Origin of the sequence: Mycobacterium lehmannii (assembly GCF_002245535.1) — a bacterium.
Classification (GTDB): Bacteria; Actinomycetota; Actinomycetes; order Mycobacteriales; family Mycobacteriaceae; genus Mycobacterium; species Mycobacterium lehmannii.
The window spans coordinates 100034-122122 of the sequence record NZ_NKCN01000004.1 but is presented as its reverse complement, the minus strand read 5'-3'; the positions used below and the strand labels follow the sequence as shown (position 1 = coordinate 122122).

Annotated in this window: 22 protein-coding genes; 16 read left to right on the top strand and 6 right to left on the bottom strand. The window is 69.0% G+C overall.

Annotation, left to right across the window (positions count from 1 at the left end; all coding sequences use genetic code 11):
* Positions 1-10 precede the first annotated feature (10 nt).
* The 4 genes from dop to prcA all read left to right on the top strand — a co-directional run bounded on the left by dop (position 11) and on the right by prcA (position 3440).
* Positions 11-1507 carry a pup deamidase/depupylase gene (gene dop / locus CEX87_RS06965; RefSeq protein ID WP_064350045.1) on the top strand — a complete coding sequence of 499 codons (1497 nt, stop codon included), beginning with the start codon at positions 11-13 and terminating at the stop codon, positions 1505-1507.
* 93 nt (positions 1508-1600) lie between these two features.
* Positions 1601-1795 (top strand): ubiquitin-like protein Pup, encoded by a 195-nt coding sequence (locus tag CEX87_RS06960; RefSeq protein ID WP_064393943.1) that lies wholly within the window; start codon positions 1601-1603, stop codon positions 1793-1795.
* On the top strand, positions 1792-2700 hold the full coding sequence (prcB, locus tag CEX87_RS06955; protein ID WP_064393942.1) for a proteasome subunit beta: 909 nt from the start codon (positions 1792-1794) through the stop codon (positions 2698-2700). Before CEX87_RS06960 ends, prcB begins: the two co-directional genes overlap by 4 nt.
* Complete coding sequence (gene prcA / locus CEX87_RS06950) at positions 2697-3440, top strand: proteasome subunit alpha (RefSeq protein WP_064393941.1); 744 nt, start codon at positions 2697-2699, stop codon at positions 3438-3440. The genes prcB and prcA overlap by 4 nt, the downstream gene beginning before the upstream one ends.
* Position 3441: 1 nt before the next feature.
* On the opposite strand, the gene CEX87_RS06945 is transcribed toward prcA, so the two are convergent.
* From CEX87_RS06945 to CEX87_RS06935, 3 genes are read right to left on the bottom strand one after another with little or no spacing between them, the layout of a single operon-like run.
* Positions 3442-4353 carry an alpha/beta fold hydrolase gene (locus CEX87_RS06945; RefSeq protein ID WP_064393940.1) on the bottom strand — a complete coding sequence of 304 codons (912 nt, stop codon included), beginning with the start codon at positions 4351-4353 and terminating at the stop codon, positions 3442-3444.
* The gene (locus CEX87_RS06940; RefSeq protein ID WP_068199998.1) at positions 4350-5918 is read right to left on the bottom strand and encodes an alpha/beta hydrolase; all 1569 of its coding nucleotides are present in this window, start codon (positions 5916-5918) and stop codon (positions 4350-4352) included. The genes CEX87_RS06945 and CEX87_RS06940 overlap by 4 nt, the downstream gene beginning before the upstream one ends.
* Positions 5915-6190 carry a DUF7162 family protein gene (locus tag CEX87_RS06935; RefSeq protein WP_064418275.1) on the bottom strand — a complete coding sequence of 92 codons (276 nt, stop codon included), beginning with the start codon at positions 6188-6190 and terminating at the stop codon, positions 5915-5917. The genes CEX87_RS06940 and CEX87_RS06935 overlap by 4 nt, the downstream gene beginning before the upstream one ends.
* Positions 6191-6355: 165 nt before the next feature.
* On the opposite strand from CEX87_RS06935, the gene pafA reads away from it, so the two are divergent.
* The 7 genes from pafA to CEX87_RS06900 all read left to right on the top strand — a co-directional run bounded on the left by pafA (position 6356) and on the right by CEX87_RS06900 (position 14867).
* Complete coding sequence (gene pafA / locus CEX87_RS06930) at positions 6356-7714, top strand: Pup--protein ligase (protein ID WP_094286531.1); 1359 nt, start codon at positions 6356-6358, stop codon at positions 7712-7714.
* Positions 7715-7963: 249 nt separating this feature from the next.
* Positions 7964-8953: a helix-turn-helix transcriptional regulator gene (locus CEX87_RS06925; RefSeq protein WP_068199995.1), complete on the top strand. Its 990-nt coding sequence runs from the start codon at positions 7964-7966 to the stop codon at positions 8951-8953.
* 31 nt (positions 8954-8984) lie between these two features.
* Positions 8985-9947 carry a helix-turn-helix transcriptional regulator gene (locus CEX87_RS06920; protein ID WP_068199992.1) on the top strand — a complete coding sequence of 321 codons (963 nt, stop codon included), beginning with the start codon at positions 8985-8987 and terminating at the stop codon, positions 9945-9947.
* Positions 9948-9982: 35 nt separating this feature from the next.
* Entirely contained in the window at positions 9983-10231 is a 249-nt protein-coding gene (gene tatA, locus CEX87_RS06915; protein WP_064393934.1) for a Sec-independent protein translocase subunit TatA, read from the top strand.
* 51 nt (positions 10232-10282) lie between these two features.
* Complete coding sequence (gene tatC, locus CEX87_RS06910) at positions 10283-11233, top strand: twin-arginine translocase subunit TatC (protein ID WP_064418271.1); 951 nt, start codon at positions 10283-10285, stop codon at positions 11231-11233.
* Positions 11217-13985 carry a DEAD/DEAH box helicase gene (locus CEX87_RS06905; RefSeq protein ID WP_068199985.1) on the top strand — a complete coding sequence of 923 codons (2769 nt, stop codon included), beginning with the start codon at positions 11217-11219 and terminating at the stop codon, positions 13983-13985. Before tatC ends, CEX87_RS06905 begins: the two co-directional genes overlap by 17 nt.
* A gap of 60 nt (positions 13986-14045) precedes the next feature.
* Complete coding sequence (locus tag CEX87_RS06900; RefSeq protein WP_064418269.1) at positions 14046-14867, top strand: DUF4333 domain-containing protein; 822 nt, start codon at positions 14046-14048, stop codon at positions 14865-14867.
* Between the two features lie 12 nt (positions 14868-14879).
* Here CEX87_RS06900 and CEX87_RS06895 read toward each other — a convergent pair whose 3' ends face one another.
* Positions 14880-15836: a 5'-3' exonuclease gene (locus CEX87_RS06895; RefSeq protein ID WP_068200140.1), complete on the bottom strand. Its 957-nt coding sequence runs from the start codon at positions 15834-15836 to the stop codon at positions 14880-14882.
* Positions 15837-15905: 69 nt separating this feature from the next.
* Here CEX87_RS06895 and CEX87_RS06890 point away from each other — a divergent pair, with 69 nt between their 5' ends.
* Positions 15906-17033 (top strand): M24 family metallopeptidase, encoded by a 1128-nt coding sequence (locus CEX87_RS06890; RefSeq protein WP_068199981.1) that lies wholly within the window; start codon positions 15906-15908, stop codon positions 17031-17033.
* A gap of 8 nt (positions 17034-17041) precedes the next feature.
* Here CEX87_RS06890 and CEX87_RS06885 read toward each other — a convergent pair whose 3' ends face one another.
* The gene (locus tag CEX87_RS06885; RefSeq protein ID WP_064393929.1) at positions 17042-17467 is read right to left on the bottom strand and encodes a F420-dependent biliverdin reductase; all 426 of its coding nucleotides are present in this window, start codon (positions 17465-17467) and stop codon (positions 17042-17044) included.
* 35 nt (positions 17468-17502) lie between these two features.
* On the opposite strand from CEX87_RS06885, the gene CEX87_RS06880 reads away from it, so the two are divergent.
* The 4 genes from CEX87_RS06880 to CEX87_RS06865 are packed head-to-tail and all read left to right on the top strand — an operon-like array spanning position 17503 to position 20931.
* Positions 17503-18261 carry an SDR family NAD(P)-dependent oxidoreductase gene (locus CEX87_RS06880; RefSeq protein WP_068199975.1) on the top strand — a complete coding sequence of 253 codons (759 nt, stop codon included), beginning with the start codon at positions 17503-17505 and terminating at the stop codon, positions 18259-18261.
* On the top strand, positions 18258-19436 hold the full coding sequence (locus CEX87_RS06875; protein WP_068200138.1) for a bifunctional cobalt-precorrin-7 (C(5))-methyltransferase/cobalt-precorrin-6B (C(15))-methyltransferase: 1179 nt from the start codon (positions 18258-18260) through the stop codon (positions 19434-19436). The genes CEX87_RS06880 and CEX87_RS06875 overlap by 4 nt, the downstream gene beginning before the upstream one ends.
* Entirely contained in the window at positions 19433-20188 is a 756-nt protein-coding gene (gene cobM / locus CEX87_RS06870) for a precorrin-4 C(11)-methyltransferase (protein ID WP_064418408.1), read from the top strand. Before CEX87_RS06875 ends, cobM begins: the two co-directional genes overlap by 4 nt.
* Complete coding sequence (locus CEX87_RS06865; RefSeq protein ID WP_068199974.1) at positions 20188-20931, top strand: cobalt-precorrin-6A reductase; 744 nt, start codon at positions 20188-20190, stop codon at positions 20929-20931. Before cobM ends, CEX87_RS06865 begins: the two co-directional genes overlap by 1 nt.
* Before the next feature lie 25 nt (positions 20932-20956).
* On the opposite strand, the gene CEX87_RS06860 is transcribed toward CEX87_RS06865, so the two are convergent.
* Positions 20957-21886 carry a VOC family protein gene (locus tag CEX87_RS06860; protein WP_068199967.1) on the bottom strand — a complete coding sequence of 310 codons (930 nt, stop codon included), beginning with the start codon at positions 21884-21886 and terminating at the stop codon, positions 20957-20959.
* Positions 21887-22089: the final 203 nt, after the last annotated feature.

Sequence of the window (22089 nt, the reverse complement as noted above, 5' to 3'; positions counted from 1 at the left end):
GCTTGGCGACATGCAACGGATTATCGGGACCGAGGTCGAGTACGGCATCTCGTCGCCGTCCGACCCGACCGCGAATCCGATTCTGACCTCGACCCAGGCTGTGCTCGCGTACGCCGCGGCGGCCGGGATCCAGCGCGCCAAGCGCACGCGCTGGGACTACGAGGTGGAATCGCCGCTGCGCGACGCCCGCGGGTTCGACCTCAGCCGGTCGGCAGGGCCGCCGCCGGTCGTCGACGCGGACGAGGTCGGCGCGGCGAACATGATCCTGACCAACGGCGCCCGCCTGTACGTCGACCACGCCCACCCGGAGTACTCCGCACCCGAGTGCACCGACCCGCTGGACGCCGTGATCTGGGACAAGGCGGGCGAGCGGGTGATGGAGGCCGCCGCGCGGCACGTCGCCAGCGTGCCCGGCGCCGTGAAACTGCAGCTCTACAAGAACAACGTCGACGGTAAGGGCGCGTCCTACGGGTCGCACGAGAACTACCTGATGAGCCGGCAGACCCCGTTCTCCGCGGTGATCGCCGGGCTGACGCCGTTCCTGGTGTCGCGCCAGGTCGTGACCGGTTCGGGGCGTGTGGGCATCGGTCCCTCCGGCGACGAGCCGGGCTTCCAGCTGTCGCAGCGCTCGGACTACATCGAGGTGGAGGTTGGCCTCGAGACGACGCTCAAGCGCGGCATCATCAACACCCGCGACGAGCCGCACGCCGACGCCGACAAGTACCGCAGGCTGCACGTGATCATCGGCGACGCGAACCTGTCGGAGACCTCGACGTATCTCAAGCTCGGCACCACCGCGCTGGTGCTGGACCTGATCGAAGAGGGGATGGATCTCAGCGATCTCGCGCTGGCCCGTCCCGTGCACGCGGTGCATGTGATCAGCCGCGACCCGTCGCTGCGCGCCACCGTCGCGCTGGCCGACGGTCGCGAGGTGACCGGCCTTGCGCTGCAACGGATGTATCTCGACCGGGTGGCCAAGCTCGTGGACAGCCGTGATCCGGATCCGCGGGCCGCCGACATCGTCAAGATGTGGGCCGAAGTCCTCGACCTGCTGGAGCGCGATCCGATGGAGTGCGCGGAGATCCTGGACTGGCCGGCCAAGCTGCGCCTGCTCGAAGGTTTCCGTCATCGCGAGAACCTGGGCTGGTCGGCGCCGCGGCTGCATCTGGTCGACCTGCAGTACTCCGACGTGCGGCTGGACAAGGGCCTCTACAACCGGCTGGTGGCCCGCGGGTCGATGAAGCGGCTGGTGACCGAGCAGCAGGTGCTGGACGCGGTCGACAACCCGCCGACCGACACGCGCGCGTACTTCCGCGGTGAGTGCCTGCGCCGCTTCGGGGCCGACATCGCCGCGGCGAGTTGGGACTCGGTGATATTCGATTTGGGCGGTGATTCGCTGGTCCGGATTCCCACCCTGGAGCCGCTGCGGGGCAGTAAGGCGCACGTCGGAGCCCTTCTGGACTCCGTGGACAGCGCCGTGGAATTGGTAGAACAGCTCACCAACTAGGCGCGCTATCGCAGGCAATCAGCGCGGCGACCGGTAATGTGGAGTCACGGCGGGCAGCAGTGAGCCCGCCGACAACTTACGCAGGAGGCAGCGATGGCTCAGGAGCAGACCAAGCGTGGCGGTGGTGGCGGCGAGGACGACGACCTCACCGGCAGCACGGCCGCCGGGCAGGAGCGTCGCGAGAAGCTGGCCGAGGACACCGACGACCTGCTCGACGAGATCGACGACGTCCTCGAGGAGAACGCCGAGGACTTCGTGCGCGCATACGTCCAGAAGGGTGGACAGTGACCTGGCCGCACCGCGATCAGCTGGCCTTTCCCTCGCCCCTACCTGGAGCTCCATCCGTTCCCGTGGACCTGTCGTCCTTCTCTGAACTCCTGCGCCGCCAGGCGCCCGAACTTCTACCCGCCCACCGGGCCGCCGCCCATGCAGGCGACGCCCATTCCGACTTCGCGCCCCACGGCACCACGATCGTCGCGCTGAAGTTCCCGGGGGGCGTGGTCATGGCCGGTGACCGCCGCGCCACCCAGGGCCACATGATCGCCAGCCGCGACGTGCAGAAGGTGTACATCACCGACGATTACACGGCCACGGGTATCGCCGGGACGGCGGCCATCGCCGTCGAGTTCGCCCGCCTCTACGCCGTCGAACTCGAGCATTACGAGAAGCTGGAAGGCGTCGCTCTGACCTTCCCAGGCAAGGTGAACCGGCTCGCGACCATGGTGCGCGGCAACCTCGGTGCGGCCCTGCAGGGTTTCGTCGCGCTGCCGCTGCTCGCCGGCTACGACGTCGACGACCCCAACCCGCAAGCGGCAGGGCGCATCGTGTCCTTCGACGCGGCGGGCGGCTGGAACTTCGAGGAAGAGGGCTACCAGTCGGTGGGCTCGGGCTCCATCTTCGCCAAGTCGTCGATGAAGAAACTGTATTCGCAAGTGACGGACGGTGATTCGGCGCTGCGGGTGGCCATCGAGGCGCTCTACGACGCCGCCGACGACGATTCGGCGACCGGTGGGCCCGACCTCGTGCGCGGTATCTACCCGACCGCGGTGATCATCGACGCCGACGGCGCCGAAGAGGTGACCGAGGAGCGCATCGCCGAGTTCGCCCGTTTGGTGATCGAAAACCGTTCGCGCGCTGACACGTTCGGCCCGGACGCTGTCCACCGTTCGACCGATGCGCGGGGAGATTCGTGAGCTTTCCCTATTTCATCTCGCCCGAACAGGCGATGCGTGAGCGGTCCGAGCTCGCGCGCAAGGGTATCGCCAGGGGGCGCAGCGTCGTGGCGCTGGCCTATGCCGACGGGGTGCTGTTCGTCGCCGAGAACCCGTCCCGCTCGCTGCAGAAGGTGAGCGAGCTCTACGACCGGGTGGGGTTCGCCGCCGTCGGGCGGTTCAACGAGTTCGACAACCTGCGCCGCGGGGGCATCCAGTACGCCGACACCAGGGGTTACGCCTACGCCCGCCGCGACGTCACCGGACGTCAGTTGGCCAACATCTACGCCCAGACACTGGGCACCATCTTCACCGAACAGGCCAAGCCCTACGAAGTCGAGTTGTGTGTCGCGGAGGTCGCACACTACGGCGAGTCCAAACCTCCGGAGATGTACCGCATCACCTATGACGGGTCGATCGCCGACGAGCCCCACTTCGTCGTCATGGGCGGAACGACGGAACCGATCATCGCTGCCCTCAACGACTCCTACACCGAGAACGCCGGCCTGGAAGATGCGATGAAGATCGCGATCGACGCGCTGCACGCCGCGGGTAACGGTGGCACCGAACAGCGCGTGCTGGGTCCCTCGACACTCGAGGTGGCGATCCTGGACGCCAATCGGCCACGGCGCGCGTTCCGTCGGATCACCGGCTCCGCCCTGGAGACGCTGCTGCCCGCGGTGGAGGAGACTCCGCAGGACTCCGAACCCGCCGGAGAGTAGGTCAGCCGGCGGCCGGCGTCGGCCGCGCCCGGATGAGGATGAGTTCGGCGAACTGCTCAGGGCATTCCAGCGGCGTGAAATGTCCCGCGTCGTAAGCGAAGTGCACGTGCACGTCGCTGAAGTAGTGCCCGAGTCGGTCCGACCATGCGGCCGGGAACAACGGATCGTGGTGCGGCCACACCACATCGGTGGGTACGTGGATCTTGATGGCACGCTCGGGCGGCAGTTCGGTGAGCGACTGGGCGATCATCCCGGCGCCCGCGCGGTACCACGCGATCGACGCGGTGAACGCGCCGGGCAGACCGTAGTCGGCCACCAGTCGTTCTAGATCGTCTTCTGACACGGCGAAATTCGGCCCTGACCAATGCGTCCAGAAGTGCCGTAGGTAGTCGCGGACCAGATCGGGGTTCCCGTCGAGCAGCTGGCCCGCCAGCGGCAACTGGTGGAAGGACTGATACCAGAACTCGCTCTGCGCTTTCGCGGTCAGGACGCGGTCACCGGCACCGGGCAGCGGCGGGGACAGCACCAGCGAGCACACCAGATCCGGCTGCATGCGAGCGACGCTCTGCGCGACGCGGCTGCCGACGTCGTAGCCGGCGAGCACCACCTCGGACAGCTCGAGCTCCTTGATCAGGCCGATGATGCTGCCGGCCTGCGCGGTCGCGCTGTAGAAGTGCCGGATCGCAACCGCATGTTTGTCCGAGCCGCCAAACCCCCGCAGGTCCGGCACGACGACATCGACGGCATCCCCGAGCAGAGGCACCACCCGGCGATAGTCGTGGCGGTTTCCGGGCCAGCCGTGCAGCAGTACCACCGGCGACGCGCCCCTGGTGCCGAACCGGTCGTAGGCGAGCCGGAACCCGTCGACGGGCGAGCTGCGCGACCACACCGGCTTATTCTGGCCAGATGTCATCCCGGTTGTTGTGAGGTTGGACGATCCCTGCCGATATCACCGGTGATGACCCCGAGGATCGCGCGCCACGCGTCCGAGGGCGCGTTCAGCACGTCGGAATGGGCGCTGGGGCCGGCCATTGGGCGCCCGTCGTCGTACCGGCCGGCGGGCAACGTGATCACACCGGCCATCTCGTCGGGATCGGCGCCGTGCGGGCCGCCCGGGATGCCCTGCACGGCCGCGATGAGGTCGCCGGGCGGTGTCATGGAGAAGCGCAACACATGTGGGTTTCTGTTGTGCCAGTCACCGGGCTCATGCACCCCGACGCCCGCCCCCGCGGCGGCGACGTACATCGTGCGGTCCGAGGTCATGCCCAACGCCTCCGCGGTGCCCACGATCGACCCGCCGTAGGAGTGGCCGACGACGGTGACGGGGATCCGGCGGCCCGTCGAGTCCACCGTGCGATCGACGTCTTCGGTGAAGGCGACCAGCCGCGGCGCCATGGCCTGCGCGTAGCGCGGGTCGGCCGCCGCCGCCAGACCGCTCACGACGTTGTCGCCGCGCGGAAACGGCCCGCCGAGATAGGTGATGGCGGCGACGTCGCCGCGGGTCGCCGAGACGAACCTGCGCGCGGTCCCGACGTTGGCCGCCGAGCCGGTGATCGTCGTGTTCAGCCCCGGTACGAGCACGGCGACGCTGGAGGCCGTTGCGACGTTGCCGTGCAGTTCGACCAGCGATGAACGGCGGGGGTCGAAGGCGAGCACCTGGCGGTCCAGGCGGGCGTGTCCGCCTGCGGGATCGTCGATCTCGCCGAGCAGGTCCCGGTACACCGTGAGCCGCTGCGGGTCGGGTTCGCGCAGCACGGCCTGCGCCACGTTGGTGCGGTTGGCCTCGACCCGCATCTGCCACGGCACGCCGTCGGTGTTGCCCACCTGCGAGGGGAAGTCGTCGATCAGCCGCTGCCGCTGCTCGGGTGTCATGGCCGCGATCTGATCGGCGATCCGGTCCTGGCTGGTGACCGGCCATGCGGCGACGACGTCGGCATCGGCGGCCTGACTACCGGCGGCAGGCAGCACGAAGGCCTCGGCGATGTCGGCCGCAGCGTCGGCGTCGGCGGCCTCGAGCCGGTCCAGTGCCTCGGCGAGTCGGCCGGTCAGCTCGGCCGCACGCAGGGTGAGCATCTCGACGGCGACCGGCGGGGCACCTCCGGACAGCGCGACCAGCAGCGGCGACGGCGGGTCGTGCACCGCGACCGCCCCGGCGTCGTCGACGGAAAACCCCTCGGCGCGCGCGGTGGCGACCACGGCCATCACGTCGGCTCGGGCGGCGCCGATCTGGGCGGCGCCGTCGCGGGCCGCCGCGGCGGCGAGCACCAGTGCGCGCGAGAGCGTATCGGCCGTCGCCACAATGCTTTTCGCGCGCTGGCGGGCCGTGTCGGCGGCGGCACCGGTCCAGAAGCTGAATTCGGCGGCCAGGGCGTCGGCGTGCACGCACACGGACCGGGCGTTGCGGCCCCACCCGTCGGCCAGCCGGCTCAGCGCGCCCGGAGACCAGGCTTGGGCCTGGCCGATGGTCGGCCGCGTCACCGTCCGACGCGGACGGCGGTGCGTTGCTCGGCGCGCTCGAACGCGTCCGCGGAGATTCGCGCCGCGAGGGCCCAGCCGCGCATGTTGGCGACGACCTCGGCGAGCCCGGGCGCGACGGGCGCTGTCGCGGCGACGTCGGCGACGGCCGCGCCGGGCAGCTCACCCGGATTCAATTCGGGCCAACGCATCTCGGCGATCCGGTCGGCGGCGGTCATGACCTTCTGGGCGACGGTGCGCAGCTGCGACACGTCGACCTCGACGATTTCCCCCATGGCTCATGCTGACAGAACCGACGTCCGCGCTGCTGAAGTTATCCACAGGGCCAAGCTCGTGGCCGTCCTTACGGACCGCGCGGAGGGTGTCCACCCCGATGTCCGCTGCCTTCTTCGGCGCGGCTTGCCCACCGCGACCGCCGAGCAACAAGTAGTCTCGATGAGGTGCAGCGACGGATCATGGGCATCGAGACCGAATTCGGTGTCACCTGCACGTTCCACGGCCACCGTCGGCTCAGCCCCGACGAGGTGGCGCGCTACCTGTTCCGGCGCGTCGTGTCGTGGGGCCGCAGTTCGAATGTCTTTCTCCGGAACGGCGCCCGGCTCTACCTCGACGTGGGCAGCCACCCCGAGTACGCCACCGCCGAGTGCGACAGCCTCACGCAGTTGGTCACCCACGACCGGGCGGGTGAGCGGGTGCTCGAGGATCTGCTCATCGACGCCGAACAGCGGTTGGCCGACGAGGGCATCGGCGGCGACATCTACCTGTTCAAGAACAACACCGACTCCGCGGGCAACTCCTACGGTTGCCACGAGAACTACCTGATCGTCAGAGCCGGAGAGTTCTCGCGCATCTCCGACGTGCTGCTGCCGTTCCTGGTCACCCGCCAGTTGATCTGCGGTGCGGGCAAGGTGCTGCAAACTCCCAAGGCCGCGACGTTCTGCCTGAGTCAGCGCGCCGAGCACATCTGGGAGGGCGTGTCCTCGGCCACCACCCGGTCGCGCCCGATCATCAACACCCGCGACGAACCGCACGCCGACGCCGAGAAGTACCGCAGGCTGCACGTCATCGTCGGCGACTCGAACATGTGCGAGGCCACCACGATGCTCAAGGTGGGCACGGCGTCGCTGGTGCTCGAGATGATCGAGGCCGGAATCGCGTTCCGCGACTTCTCGCTGGACAACCCGATCCGCGCGATCCGGGAGGTCAGCCACGACCTGACCGGCCGGCGCCCGGTACGCCTGGCCGGCGGCAGGCAGGCCAGCGCCCTGGACATCCAGCGCGAGTACTACGCCCGCGCCGTCGAGTACCTGCAGAGCCGGGAGCCCAACACCCAGATCCAACAGGTCGTCGACCTGTGGGGACGCCAACTCGACGCCGTGGAGAGCCAGGACTTCGCCAAGGTCGACACCGAGATCGACTGGGTCATCAAACGAAAGCTGTTCCAGCGCTATCAGGACCGCTACAACATGGAGCTGTCCGACCCGAAGATCAGCCAACTCGACCTCGCCTATCACGACATCAAGCGCGGTCGCGGAGTGTTCGATCTGCTGCAGCGCAAGGGACTGGCCGCGCGGATCACCACCGACGAGGACATCGAGGCGGCCGTCAACACGCCGCCGCAGACCACCAGGGCCAAACTGCGCGGGGAGTTCATCAGCGCCGCGCAGGAGGCCGGCCGCGACTTCACCGTCGACTGGGTGCACCTCAAGCTCAACGATCAGGCGCAGCGCACGGTGTTGTGCAAGGACCCGTTCCGGTCGGTCGACGAGCGGGTGAAGCGGCTCATCGCCTCCATGTAGGCGCTCGCGGGAATCCCCTCGCTGCGCTCGGGAGGTGCTCGCTCAGTTCGCCCCGCCGGGCGTCGGGTTTATGGCGCAAAATTGGCCGAAACCCGTCAGAATCCCGACGCTCGGCAGTTGGAGGGGCCGGCGGCGCGTCCTCGTCCAGGCGGCGGCAGCGTGAGCGCTCACCTGTGTGCGGTTTCGGCGCGAAAACTGGTACGAGGCTGAGCGCTCGGCCGGTGGGCGGCACACCCTAAGCTGGGTCGAGTGGCGATCTCCAAAGTCGAACGGCTGATGAACCTCGTGATCGCACTCCTGTCGACGCGCAACTTCATCACCGCCGAGCGGATCCACCAGACGGTTTCGGGATACGCCGACAGCGCCAGTGATGAAGCCTTCTCCCGCATGTTCGAGCGCGACAAGAACGAGTTGCGCGACTTGGGCATTCCGCTGGAGACCGGGCGGGTCTCGCAGTTCGACCCGACCGAGGGCTACCGGATCAACCGGGAGGCATACGCGCTGCCCACGGTCGAACTGACCCCCGACGAGGCGGCCGCCGTCGCCGTGGCCACCCAGCTGTGGGAATCGCCGGAGCTCATCACCGCCACCCAGGGCGCGTTGCTGAAACTGCGCGCGGCGGGCATCGACATCGACGCCGTGGAGGCCGCACCGGCGATCACGTCGACCGGGGCACTGCCCGGGCTGCGCGGCTCCGAGGAGGTCTTGGGAATCCTGTTGTCCGCCATCGACTCCGGACAAGCCGTGCAGTTCCCGCACCGGCCGTCGCGCAGCGACCCCTACACCACTCGCACGGTGGAACCCTGGGGCGTCATCACGCACCGGGGCCGCTGGTATCTGGTGGGACACGACCGCGACCGCGACGCCACACGCACGTTCCGGCTCTCTCGCATCGGCGCCGAGGTGACCACGGTCGGACCGCCCGGCGCGGTCAAGCGACCACAGGGCGTCGACCTACGCGAAGTCGTCGAACGCGCAGTGGGCGAGTGGCCATCGGGCGGCCAGGCGCGGGTGTGGATCGCCGACGGCAAGGGCACCGCGTTGCGTCGACAGGCCGCATCGGCGACTCCGCAGACACACAACGGCCGCGCGGGCGAGGTCATCACCATCGACATCGGAATGTTCGACCGGCTGGCCCGCGAGGTCGCCAGCTACGGTCCCGACGCGGTGGCACTCGAGCCCGACTCGTTGCGTGACGACGTGGTGGCCCGGTTGACGGCGCAGGCAGGCCAACAGTGACTTGCGAGCGAGTAGCGAAGGCGGATCGCGCATGACGGCCGTATCGACGCGCCTGGTCCGGCTGCTCAACATGGTGCCGTACTTCCAGGCCAACCCGAAGATCACCTACGCAGAGGCGGCCTCCGATCTCGGCGTCAGCGTCAAGCAGTTGCGCGAAGACCTGAACCAGCTGTGGATGTGTGGGCTGCCGGGATACGGACCCGGGGACCTGATCGACTTCGAGTTCTCCGGCGACACAATCGAAGTGACGTTCACCGCCGGTATCGACCACCCGCTGCGCCTGACGTCGCCGGAGGCGACGGGCGTGCTGGTGGCCCTGCGCGCGCTGGCCGAGGTGCCCGGCATGGTGGACCCGGAGGCGGCGCGCAGCGCGATCGCGAAGATCGAGTCCGCCGCGGGCACGGTAGGCCAGGACGGTGCCGCGGTCGACGAGCCCGCGCCGATCGAGAGCGAGGCGGCCGCGGCGGTGCGGGAGGCGGTGCGCGACGGACACGCCTTGTCCATCGAGTACTACTCGGCGTCGCACGACGTGCTGACCAGCCGCATCGTCGACCCGATCCGTGTGGTGCTGGTCGGCGACCACAGCTACCTGGAGGCGTGGTGCCGCACCGCCGAGGGGGTGCGGCTGTTCCGTTTCGACCGCATCGTCGACGCGCAGGTGCTCAACGAGCCCTCGTCGCCGCCACCGCCGGCGGTGCAGGCCGAACCGGACACCTCGCTGTTCGACGCGGACCCCTCTCTGCCGTCGGCACTTCTGCTGATCGATCGGTCGGCGGCGTGGATGTTCGACTACTACCCGCTGCGGGTCAGCCGGGAACTGCCCGACGGCGCCGGTTGGGAGGCCGCGATGACCTACGCCTCCGACGACTGGATGGCCCGCTTCGTGCTCGGTTTCGGGTCGGCGGTGCGGGTGCTCGAGCCCGCTCATCTTGCCGAGAGGGTGCGGGAATCGGCGCACGCCGCGCTGCGCGCCTACGGCGCGGCGGCCGAGTGACGGTAGACTGGCCGCGACGTCTGGAGGTGACCTAAATGGGCGGTCTACAACCCTGGCACTGGGTGATCGTTATCGCCGTATTCGTGCTGCTCTTCGGTGCCAAGAAGCTCCCGGACGCGGCACGCTCGCTCGGCAAGTCGATGCGGATCTTCAAATCGGAGATCAAGGAGATGCAGGCCGATTCCAAGTCGGACACGCCGCCGGCCACTCCGATCGCCTCGGAGCGCGTTGACAACGCTGCGGGTCCCGAGACCGAGCAGCCATCGGACAAACGTCCGGCCTGAACGCCGAGAATCGATTGACCGCGGCCACGCTGCCGCGTCAGTAGGCATGCCGTGCAGACCCCAGGACTCTTCAAGAAGCTCGATCCTCGCCGACGGCGCTCGCGGGTCAACCCCGATGGCACGATGTCGCTGGTCGAGCACCTGCATGAGCTGCGCACCCGGCTGCTGATCTCGGCGGCCGCCGTCGTCCTCACCACGATCCTGGGCTTCCTCTGGTACAGCAACGGCGTGTTCGGGCTGCCCAGCCTCGGGGACTGGCTGCGCGGCCCGTACTGCGATCTGCCCGCCTCGTCGCGGGCGACGATCGCGCCCGACGACGAATGCCGTCTGCTCGCCACCGCACCCTTCGACCAGTTCATGCTGCGCCTGAAGGTCGCGCTGACCGCGGGCATCGTGCTGGCCTGCCCGGTGTGGCTGTATCAGATGTGGGCGTTCATCACGCCCGGGCTGTACAAGAAGGAGCGCCGGTTCGCGGTCGCGTTCGTCACCGTCGGCGCCACGCTGTTCGTGGCGGGCGCGGTGCTTGCCTACGTGGTGTTGGCCACCGCGCTGGGCTTTTTGCTGACCGTCGGCAGCGACGTGCAGATCACCGCGCTGTCCGGCGATCAGTACTTCGGCTTCTTGATCAACCTGCTGCTGGTGTTCGGTTTCAGCTTCGAGTTCCCGCTGCTGATCGTGATGCTCAACGCCGTTGGAGTGCTGACCTATGAGCGGCTCAAGGCGTGGCGCCGCGGGCTGATCTTCGCGCTGTTCGTGTTCGCCGCGCTGTTCACCCCGGGATCGGATCCGTTCTCGATGCTGGCACTGGCGCTCGCCCTGACCGTGCTGCTCGAGTTCGCGATTCAGATCGCGCGGCTGCACGACCGACGCAAGGCGCGTCGGGCCGCGCTCGAAGACATCTCCGACGACACGGCCGCGCCAATCGAACCCGCCGAACCCATCGAAGCGTCCAGCACTGTGCCGACGTCCGCACGACTTGTGGTCGATGACGACGCCACCTAGTGAATTGGGCTGCGAGCTGGCCCGTTTCACCGAACAGTTGACGTTTGCGCTCGACGACTTTCAACGCCGATCCTGCGAGGCACTGGAGAACGGGCACGGTGTGCTGGTGTGCGCACCCACCGGCGCGGGCAAGACGGTGGTGGGGGAGTTCGCCGTGCACCTCGCGCTGGCGGCGGGCGGAAAGTGCTTCTACACGACGCCGATCAAGGCGCTGAGCAACCAGAAGCACAACGACCTGGTGCTGCGCTACGGTCCGGAGAAGATCGGACTGCTCACCGGTGATCAGTCGGTCAACGGTGACGCCGATGTGGTGGTCATGACGACCGAGGTTCTTCGCAACATGCTCTATGCGAATTCCTCGACGCTGCAGGGTCTTTCGTATGTCGTGATGGATGAGGTTCACTTCCTGGCCGACCGCATGCGCGGCGCGGTGTGGGAAGAGGTCATCCTGCACCTGCCCGACGAGGTGCGGCTGGTGAGCCTGTCGGCGACGGTCAGCAACGCCGAGGAGTTCGGCGGCTGGATCCAGACCGTGCGCGGGGACACCGCGGTCATCGTCGACGAACACCGTCCGGTTCCGCTGTGGCAGCACGTCCTGGTCGGCAAGCGGCTGTTCGACCTGTTCGACTACCGCGCCACCCGGGCGGCCCGCGGCACCACGAAACCCAACCGGGAGCTACTCGTCGACCCGGAGTTGTTGCGGCACATCGCACATCGGCGCGAAGCGGATCGGCTGTCCGACTGGCAGCCGCGCGGTCGGGGCCGCAACCGGGGCAGGCCGACCATGTACCGGCCCCCGTCGCGACCCGAGGTGATCGCCACGCTGGACCGCGAAGAGTTGCTGCCCGCAATCACCTTCATCTTCTCGCGCGCGGGATGCGACGCCGCGGTCAAGCAGTGCCTGCGGTCGTCGCTGCGACTGACCACCGACGAGGAACGCGCCCGCATCGCCGAGGTCGTCGACCGGCGCTGCGGGGATCTGCCCGAGTCCGACCTGATCGTCCTCGACTATCACGAGTGGCGCGAAGGCCTGCTGCGCGGGCTGGCCGCCCACCACGCCGGCATGTTGCCGGTGTTCCGCCACACCGTGGAGGAGCTGTTCTCCGCCGGGCTCGTGAAGGCGGTATTCGCCACCGAGACACTGGCTTTGGGAATCAACATGCCCGCACGCACGGTGGTGCTGGAGCGGCTGGTGAAGTTCAACGGCGAACAACACGTGCCGTTGACCCCCGGTGAGTACACGCAGCTGACCGGGCGGGCGGGCCGCCGCGGCATTGACGTCGAGGGCCACGCCGTGGTGCTGTGGACCCCGGATGTCGAACCGGCAGAGGTCGCCGGGTTGGCGTCCACCCGAACGTTCCCCCTGCGCAGTTCGTTTGCGCCGTCGTACAACATGACCATCAACCTCGTCCGGCAGATGGGCCCGGCCCAGGCGCACAAACTGCTGGAGAGTTCGTTCGCGCAGTACCAGGCCGATCGCTCGGTGGTGGGGTTGCGCCGCGGTATCGAGCGCGGTGAGCGGATGCTCACCGAGATCAGCGCCGAACTGGGCGACGACGCGATCCTCGACTACGTCCGGCTGCGGATGCAGATCTCCGAACGCGAACGCGCGCAGTCGCGAGCCTCGCGACTGCAGCGCCGCAGGGCCGCCAACGAGGCGCTGGCCTCGCTGCGCCGCGGCGACATCATCACGATCACGCACGGTCGCCGCGGAGGTTTGGCCGTCGTGCTCGAACCGGCCCGCGACGACGAGGACCCGCGCCCGCTGGTGTTGACCGAACACCGCTGGGCGGGGCGGATCTCGTCGGCCGACTACGCGGGAACGTCTGCCCCGTTGGGCACCATGCGGTTGCCCAAACGCGTCGAGCACCGCAACCCGCGAGCCCGGCGCGACCTCGCCTCGGCGCTCAACTCGGCGGCCGAACGCCTCGACGTGCCGTCGAGAAAAGGCAAGCGCAGCGGGAGCGCCGCGGCCGAACGCGCCATCGACCCAGAATTGGTCGCGCTGCGCGAGCAATTGCGCGCGCAGCCGGTTCACCACCGTCCCGACCGGGAGGAGAAGGCGCGGCTGGCCGAGCGGTACCTGCGCATCGAACGCGACAACGAACAGATCCGGCAGAAGGTGGCCGCGGCGACCAACTCGCTGGCGCGCACGTTCGACCGGATCGTGGTGCTGCTGACCGAGCGCGGATTCATCAGCGGCGCCGCGGACGACCCCAAAGTGACCGACGACGGCCGCCTGCTGGCCCGCATTTACAGCGAAAGCGACCTGCTGGTGGCCGAGGCGCTGCGCACCGGCATCTGGGAGGGACTCGACGCCGCCGAGCTGGCGGGCGTCGTGTCCGCGGTGCTCTACGAAGCGCGCGGCGACACGCCGGGCGCTCGCGAGGGCTTCGACATCCCGACCGGCAGACTGCGCCGCGCCCTCAACCAGACGCAGCGGCTGTGGACCGAGTTGCGCGCCGACGAACAGCGCCACCGCATCACCGGCAGCCGCGAACCCGACGACGGGTTCGTCGCCGCGATTTTCCGGTGGGCCACCACCGGCGACCTGACCAGCGCCCTGGCCGCCTCGGATGCCACGGGCAGCGGATCACCGCTGTCGGCGGGTGATTTCGTCCGGTGGTGCCGACAGGTCCTCGACCTACTCGACCAGGTGCGCAACGCCGCACCCAGCGCCGCGTTGCGGAGCGCCGCAAAACGCGCGATAAACGACGTTCGACGCGGCGTCGTCGCTGTTGATGCGGGGTAATGTGTCGGGGGCAAGACGCCGAGGTATCCGCGGCTCGGCCGCGGGTGAACAAGGAGTGATATGAGCGGACCGCAGGGATCTGATCCGACGCAGTCGTGGCCAGGCCAGCAGCCGGAACAGCCTTCGGACCAGCCGTCCAGCGATCCATCGGCCAACCAGCCGTGGCAGCCCCAGGGCGGCGACGCGACCCAGGCGGCGCCCAGCTGGCAGCCGCCTGCCTACGACCCGTCGCAGGCCCAGCAGCAGTACCCGCAGTACCAGCAGCCGGCGTACCAGCCGCCGCAGCAGTACCCGGGTGGCGAACAGTACGGACAGCCGCCCAGCGAGTACACCCCGCAGGCGTATCAACAGCCGGGGCAGTACGGCCAGCCGCACTACGGGCAGCCATACGCGCAGCCCGGTCAGCCGGGCTACCAGCAGCAACCCGGCCAATACGGTGACCAGACCGGCCAGTACGGACAGCAACCGGGCCAGTACGGCCAGCAGCCGGGTCAGTTCGGCCAGTACCCGCAGTACGGCCAACCGGGTTCGGAGGAGGGTTCGAAGCGCTCGCTGGCCGTGATCGGCGGCGTGATCGGCCTGCTGGCGGCGGTCATCGTCGCGGTCGTGCTGGTGCTGGGCTTCTGGAAGCCGGGTTTCTTCGTCACCACCAAGCTCGACATCGACGCCGCGCAGTCCGGGGTTCAGCAGATTCTCACCGACGAGGCCAACGGATACGGCGCCACCAACGTCAAGGACGTCAAGTGCAATGACGGCCAGAATCCGACCGTCGAGAAGGGCGGCACCTTCAACTGCGAGGTCAGCATCGACGGCACCAAGCGCCAGGTGACGGTGACCTTCCAGGACGACGAGGGCACCTACGAGGTCGGCAGGCCCAAGTAACCCTGGTCGTCGCTAGCCGTCGAGCCCGTCGAGGGCCTTCTGCAGCCGCCCGATCGATGACGTGACGCCGTAGGTTTCGGCGAGTGTGACGACCTTGCGGGGATGCTCGGCGGCCAGGGGCATCGTGTCGCTCGGGGTCGACCAGTCCAGGTCGGCGTCGGTGGCCACCTTGACCACCGGGGCCGCCGCCTCGATGTAGTCGGCGGCCTTGAGCAGCTTGGTTCGGTACGCCTTGCTCATCTTCGACTTCGGGTCGTTGGCCGCGGCGAGGATGTTCTCCAGCGAGCCGTGCTGTGCCAGCAGCGTTGCGGCGGTCTTCTCCCCGATACCGGGCACGCCGGGCAGGCCGTCGCTCGGATCGCCGCGCAGCAGAGCCAGTTCGGCGTACGCCGGGCCCGCCCGATCCACCGGAATCCCGTACGTCTCGGCCACTTCCTTCGGACCCCATTTGGTGGCCTTGGCCAGGCCGCGGCCCAGGTAGAGCACCCGCACGGAGACCGGTTCGTCGCGCACCAACTGCAGCAGGTCGCGATCGCCGCTGACCACCACGACGGGATCGCGCTTCTCACGCGCGGCCAGCGTGCCCAGCACGTCGTCGGCCTCGCACTCCGCAGCGCCCGCGGTCGGGATGCCGAATGCTTCGAGGATCTCGAAGATCATGTCGACCTGCGGGGTGAGCTCGTCGGGCACCTCCTCGACGTCGGGCTCGCCCTCGGGGTTCTCCTCGAGCACGCGGTGCGCCTTGTAGGACGGAATGAGGTCGACGCGCCACTGCGGTCGCCAGTCGTCGTCGCGGCACACCACCAGCCGGCCGGGGCGCTCCCGGGTGATCACCGTGGCCATCGCGTCCAGGAAGCCACGCAGCGCGTTCACGGGGCGGCCGTCGGGCGCGGTGATCGAGTTGGGCACCCCGAAGTAGGAGCGAAACCACATGCTGGCGCCGTCGAGCAGGACGAGGGGAGCGGCCACGGTCACTGACAGTAGCGCGACCGACGAGCGCGGTCGCCACCCATCCGGGCGCGGATTAGCCTGAATCCCATGACGGCCAACCGATTCAGCACCGATGTCTACGCATCCCGGCTGCGTGCCGCCGCGTCGACCGCCGCCGATGCCGGTCTCGCGGGCCTGGTCATCACGCCGGGCTACGACCTGCGCTATCTGGTCGGTTCACGCGCGCAGACCTTTGAGCGGCTCACCGCGCTGGTGCTGCCGGCCGACGGCGAGGCGACCATCGTGGTGCCGCGGCTGGAATTGGCGGCGCTCAAGGAGTCGGCGGTGCCTGAACTCGGCTTGACGGTGCGCGACTGGGTCGACGGTGACGACCCGTATGCACTCGTGGGCGAGGCGCTCGGAGGGGCGCCGTTGAAGAGCGCCGTGACCGATTCCATGCCCGCCCTGCACCTGCTTCCTCTCGCCGAGGTCCTCGGGGCGGTGCCGGTGCTGGCCACCGACGTGCTGCGTCGGCTGCGGATGATCAAGGATCCGGCCGAGATCGACGCGCTGCGCAACGCGGGGGCGGCCATCGACCGGGTGCACGCCAGGGTGCCCGACTTCCTGGTGCCCGGCCGCACTGAAGCCGACGTCGCCGCCGATATCGCCGAAGCCATTGTCGCCGAGGGACATTCGGAGGTCGCATTCATCATCGTCGGTTCAGGGCCGCACGGTGCCGACCCGCACCACGAGTGTTCAGACCGCGAACTGCGCGCCGGTGACATCGTGGTCGTCGACATCGGCGGACCGTACGAGCCCGGCTACAACTCCGATTCCACCCGGACCTACAGCATCGGCGAACCGGATGCCGACATCGCTCGTCGCTACGCGGTGCTGCAACGCGCCCAGCGCGCCGCGGTCGATGCGGTCCGGCCCGGCGTCACCGCCGAACATGTCGACGCCGCCGCCCGCGACGTGCTGGCCGCCGAGGGCCTGGCCGACGCGTTCGTGCACCGCACCGGCCACGGCATCGGACTGTCGGTGCACGAGGAGCCCTACATCGTCGCCGGCAACACGCTGACCCTCGAGGAGGGCATGGCGTTCTCCGTCGAGCCGGGCATCTACTTTCCCGGCGAGTGGGGCGCGCGCATCGAGGACATCGTGATCGTCACCGCCGACGGCGCCGAACCGGTGAACAACCGGCCGCACGAGTTGGTGGTCGTGCCCGTCGGCTGAGCCGCGGTTTAGTCGGCGACCCGGTCCAGCAGGTCCGAGGAGCCCAGCACCCGCTCGACACGGACCTCGATCACGACGCGTTTCGGGTTGACCCGCGGCGTGCGGTAGCGCTGTGCGTAGCGCAATTCGGCGTCGCGGACGGCGTCGGGATCGGTGTTGACCTTGGCCTTGCCCTCGAGCGACAGCCACCGCGCACCGTCGACCTGGCTCAGCACCGCGACGCCTTGGCGCTCGGCGTTCACGGCCTTCTGGGACCCGCCGCTGGTGATGACGCGGGCGATGTGGGTGGTCGGATCGAAGGTGAAACCGACGGCGACGACATGCGGCGAGTTGTCCGAACGCAGGGTCGTCAGCATGGCGAGATGACGCTCGGACAAGAACGCGAGCGCGTCGGTGGTGAGCCGGGTGGTCGCCCGGCGGCTGGACTGGGCCATCGGGCTTCACCGTAGCGCAGGACATAATCGCAGCCATGACAGACACGGCTGACTCTCGTCCGCCCTTGGTCGTGGTCTTCGGCGGGCGCAGCGAGATCGGCCTCGAGGTGGCCACGCGTCTGGCGCCCGGAGCGGTGGTGCTGCTGGCGGCGCGCCGCTCCAACGAGCTGGCCACGGAGGTGTCCGCTGTCCGCGCTGCCGGCGCCGTCGCCGTGCAGGTGCGCGAGTTCGACGCCGACGACCTGGGCTCCCACGGACCGCTCGTCGACTCCATCGTCGCCGACCACGGCCCGGTCGACACCGCGGTGCTCGCCTTCGGCATCCTCGGCGATCAGGCCCTGGCGGAGAAGGACCCCGCGCACGCTGCGGCGATCGTGCACACCGACTTCGTCGCCCAGGTCAGCCTGTTGACCGTGCTGGCCGCCACGATGCGCGGCGCGGGCGCCGGGGCCATTGTCGCGTTCACGTCGGTGGCCGGCGTCCGGGTGCGACGCGCCAACTACGTCTACGGGTCCGCGAAGGCGGGGCTGGACGGGTTCTGCAGTGGGCTCGCCGACGCCCTGCACGGCTCGGGGGTGCACCTGCTCGTGGTTCGGCCGGGGTTCGTGATCGGGCGGATGACCGAGGGCATGGCACCGGCGCCGCTGTCCAGCACGCCCGGGCAGGTCGCCGACGCCACCGTGCGTGCGCTGCGGAAGGGCCGCGCCAGGGTGTGGGTGCCCGCGCCACTGGCCGTGCTGGCGGCGGCGTTCCGGATGACGCCGCGGTTCGTGTGGCGGAGGTTACCGCGGTGATCATCGTCGTCGGCATCGGCGCCGACGGAATGCCAGGACTGTCATCGGTCGCAAAGGCCGAACTCGCAAGAGCCACCGTAATTTACGGCTCGCGGCGTCAACTGGAGCTACTCGACGACACCGTCACCGCGCCGCGGCGGGAGTGGCCGTCACCGATGCTGCCCGCCCTGCGCACGCTGCTCGACGCGGCCGAGGGCGACGTGCACGTGGTGGCCAGCGGCGACCCGCTGCTGCATGGCGTCGGCAACTCGCTGATCCGGCTGTACGGCGCGCACCGGGTGACGGTGCTGCCGCACGTGTCGTCGGTGACCCTGGCCTGCTCGCGGGTGGGCTGGGCGGTGCAGGACACCGAGGTCATCAGCCTGGTGTCGGCTGACCCGCACATCGCGGTGCGCCGCGGCGGGCAGGCGGTCGTGATGTCGCGCGACCGTTCCACTCCCGCGGCGTTGGCGCGCCTGCTGACCGACACCGGCCGCGGCGATTCCGAGGTCACCGTGCTCGAGCAACTGGGCGGGCCCGCCGAGCGGCGCCGGACCGCCACAGCACGGGAATGGGCGGCGCGGCCTCCCGGTGACGTCGACGACCTCAACGTGGTCGCGGTGCGCTACCTGCCCGACGAACGGCGGCTCGGGGTGCTGCCCGACGACATGTTCGCCAACGACGGGCAGATCACCAAACAACCGGTGCGCGCGGTGACGCTGGCCGCCCTGGCACCGCGGCCCGGCGAACTGCTCTGGGACGTCGGAGCCGGATCGGGCAGCATCGCGATCGAATGGTGTCGCAGCGGGCCGGGTTGCCGCGCGGTGGCATTCGAACGCGACGAGCAACGCCGCAAACGAATCACCGATAACACCCTGGCGTTCGGTGCGCGTGTCGAGGTGCATGGCGATGCGCCCGGTTCCTTCGACTCCGTACCGGCGCCCGACGCCGTCTTAATCGGCGGCGGCATCACCCAACCCGGCCTGTTGGAGGCGTGCTTCGAGCGGTTACGGTCCGGCGGCAGGCTCGTCGCCAACGCCGTCACGGTTGAATCCGAATCTCTTGTTGCTCAGTGGTATTCACGTCACGGCGGGGAGCTACGGCGCTTCGAATACCACCGCGGCGAGCCGCTCGGCGGCTTCACCGGCTGGCGCCCGGCCATGCCGATCACCCAGTGGTCGGTGACCAAACGATGACCGTCTACTTCATCGGCGCCGGCCCCGGTGCTGCCGACCTGATCACCGTTCGGGGACAGCGACTGCTGCAGCGCTGCCCGGTCTGCCTCTATGCCGGTTCGATCATGCCCGAGGATCTGCTCGCGCTGTGTCCGCCGAACGCGCGCGTCGTCGACACCGGGCCGTTGACACTCGACCAGATCATCACCGAACTCGCCGACGCCCACGCCGCGAATCTCGATGTGGCGCGGCTGCACTCCGGCGATCCCTCGATCTACAGTGCGCTGGCCGAACAGTGCCGCCGCCTCGACGAACTCGACATCGACTACGAAATCGTGCCCGGTGTACCGGCATTCGCCGCGGCTGCGGCCGCACTGGGCCGCGAGCTCACGGTTCCCGGTGTCGCGCAGACGGTCACACTGACCCGGGTGGCCACCCTGTCGACCGCGATGCCGCCGGGGGAGGACCTGCAGACATTGTCGGCGCCGGGCGCCACACTGGTGTTGCACCTGGCGGCCGCGCAGATCGACACGATCGCAGCGGACCTTCGGGCCGGTGGTTACCGGCCCGAAACCCCATGCGCGGTGGTCGCGTTCGCGTCGTGGCCACAGCAGCAGGTGGTGCGCTGCAGGCTCGAGAATCTCGCGGAGCAGACGAAGGCGGCCGGGATCACCCGCACCGCGGTCATCGTCGTCGGCGACGTGCTAGCGGCCGAGGGGTTCGCCGACAGTTACCTGTACTCGTCAGGGCGAGTACGGCGGGGACGACACTGATGCGAATCCTGTTGTTGGGCGGCACATCGGAGGCGCGTGCGCTCGCCGCGCGGCTGCACCCCGACGTCGAGGTGATCAGCTCCCTCGCCGGACGGGTGCCCGACCCCGCGCTGCCGGTCGGCGAAGTGCGCATCGGCGGGTTCGGTGGCGTCGAGGGCCTGCGGCAGTGGCTGCGCGGCGAACAGGTCGACGCCGTCGTGGACGCCACCCACCCGTACGCGGCAACGATGACCGCCCACGCCGCCGCCGTCTGCGCCGAACTCCGGCTGCCGCACCTGGTGCTGGCGCGACCCGCCTGGCCGGCCGGCGACGCGATCGTGGTCGGTGACGATCGCGAAGCCGCGAAGGTCGTTGCTGCCGAAGGGTTTCAGCGGGTCTTTCTGACCACCGGGCGATCCGGCGCCGCGGCGTTCCGGAAAGTCGACGCGTGGTTCCTTATCCGCGCCGTCACCCCACCCGATGTCGGGGACCTGCCGTCGCGGCATCAGGTCCTGCTGTCGCGCGGGCCGTATCGCTACGACGACGAGTTGGCGCTGCTGCGTGAGCACCGCATCGACGCGCTGGTCACCAAGAACAGCGGCGGGTCGATGACGCGGCCCAAGCTGGACGCCGCCGCCGCGCTCGGGGTCGCGGTGGTGATGGTGGACCGGCCGCCGCTGCCCGCGGGGGCGACCAGCGTCGCCACGGTGGACGAGGCGGTCGAATGGGTCACGGCGATTCGGAAGGCGCCGAGGAGCGACTGACCGCAAGGCTCTTGCGCGGTTGTGCTCACTGCCTCGCAGCAGCGTGGGCACCGATCATCAGGGCTGCCAGGTCGTCGGGTTCGAGGAACGACGGTGGAGGGGGTGGCCCCCAGGCGTAGAGCCCCCGCAGGCCGTGAAGCACCTCTGGGCTCCACAGTTCGTCTTCCGGAACGGTATCCATGTCGGAGTAGTACTCCGAGAAGTTGCCCGCCGGGTCCTTGAGATACCAGAAGAAGTTCGCGCCCGCATAGTGGCGACCGAGACCCCAAATGTGGCGCTCGGGATGGCCCTCCAGCATCATCTGAGCGCCGCGGCCGACCTCGTCGATGTCGTCTACCTGCCAGCTGGTGTGATGCATGAAGTTGACCGGCGCAGCCATGACCAAGAGGTTGTGGTGTTCAACGGAGCAGCGTAGAAAGGCGGCGCTTTCTCCTATGTAGTCGCTGACCTTGAAGCCCAACCCGTCGACGAAGAACCGCATCGTCGTCTCCAGATCGACCGAACCGATCACCGCGTGGCCGAGCTTACTCGGCTGGACTCGCCCACGCCGAGCGGTGAAAGGTGCGCGGCCCCAACGGTCGATGCGTCCCGGGCCGTTGTACGCAGTAGCGGCGACGGCTGGTTCGACGACGATCCGGGGCCGGATCTCGACGGCGACCCGAGTACCGGTAACAGGTTCGAACGCCGAGCACGAGGTGGGTGAGCGCTGGACCTCGGCGCCGAAGGCGGCGATCCCCGTGGCGATGCGTGCGATGTCGTCTTCGTCATCGGCCGCAACCGTCAGCTCGACCAGTCGGCGCCTAAGCGTATGCACGATTTCGAGTTGGTCACCGCCGTTGCGGGTGGCGAACACGCCGCCTCCGCGGTAGGTGAGGCCGAACTCGGTGTAATAGGCGACGGTTTCGTCGACGTGAGGTACGCCGATAGTGGCTTTGGCCAAGCCGTGTAATGCCATGGTGCTCCTTAGAAGTCTGTCGAGTCTGCGTCGAACGCCGACGTTTCCCGATGCCCTCGTTCCAGCGAATCTGAAGACTTCTACGACGCAGCGCTCGAGAAGGTTCACAGGGGATTCCGCGGCGCCACGGTCGAGCAAGCTGGGAGCAGCAGCCGCCCCGATCCTCCGTGGTGTGCAGGCACCGACTTCTTACTTCACCGGTC